Below are 1,055 nucleotides of genomic sequence, written 5' to 3'. Positions count from 1 at the left end.
CTAGAGCATTTTCACGTTATTCCGGCTCATATCCGGCAGCCCTGAAGTAGTTTTTGCATTCGTCGGGAGTGAAGGCGTCGAGGATTGTTCCGATGGTTCGCCAGAGGCCTTCGACGGTTCGCTCGGCTGCTTTTCGCAGGAGCGCCTTGAGCTTGGCGAAGGCGTTCTCGATCGGGTTGAAGTCAGGGCTGTAGGGCGGCAGGAAGACGAGGGCGGCTCCGGTCGCCTCGATGGCCTGGCGCACCGCTTCGCCCTTGTGGGCGGGCAGATTGTCCATGATGACGATGTCGCCTGGCACAAGCGTCGGGGCGAGAACCTGGCCCGCATAGGCCAGGAAGGCCTCGCGGTTCATCGGCCCGTCGAGCACCATCGGCGCGGTCATGCCGGTGAGGCGCAGGCCCGCGACGAAGGTCGTCGTTTTCCAATGGCCGTGAGGAAGCCCGGCGCGCAAACGCTGGCCGCGCGGCGCCCGTCCGCGCAGGCGCGCCATCTTGGTGCTGGCGCCGGTCTCGTCGATGAAGATCAGGCGGGCCGGGTCGAGATCGGGTTGGCTGTCGAACCAGGCTTCACGCCGCTCGGCGATGTCGGGGCGATCTTGCTCGGCCGCGTGCGCGGTCTTTTTTTGACGGTCAGGCCACGCTGGTCGAGGAACTTCCAGAGCGTGCCGATGGCGGCCTTCAGGCCGTGCTTCTCAAGCAGCTTCGCCTGCATTTCGGCCAGCGTGATGTCGCAGTCGGCGTCGATCAGGCCTTGCAGATACGCCCCATGCGGATCGAGCTTGGAGCGCTGCGGCTGACCCTGCCGCCGCGCCGTGCGCTCTCCGGTTTCCCGCGCCCGGCGCGCCCAGACGATCGCCGTCGCGATGCCGATCCCGAACCGATCGGCCGCATGGCGGGCAGGCAAGCCCGCCTCGGTCGCCGCAATCACTCGCTCACGCAAATCCTGGCTGTAAGCCCGTGCCATCCCGGCCTCCCGCGTCAGACAAGGAAGGAATCGCACTGTTCGCGGCGCTTGGGAATCCCGGCAGAATCGGAAAACCATGAACCTGCTCTAGC

The 1,055-nt window shown here is 66.0% G+C and carries 1 protein-coding gene; it reads right to left on the bottom strand.

The window, feature by feature from the left end; genetic code table 11:
* Positions 1-16: 16 nt before the first annotated feature.
* Positions 17-963, bottom strand: a protein-coding gene (locus AC1DGP_RS35220; RefSeq protein ID WP_476833291.1) for an IS630 family transposase whose coding sequence is annotated in 2 segments (ribosomal slippage) — positions 17-627 and positions 627-963 — 948 coding nt in all. Because the reading frame shifts where the segments join, the coding sequence is not laid out codon by codon here.
* Positions 964-1,055 lie beyond the last annotated feature (92 nt).

The sequence above is a fragment of the Allobosea sp. 05T433 genome, from assembly GCF_056396065.1.
This window is presented reverse-complemented; position numbering and strand designations above follow the sequence as displayed.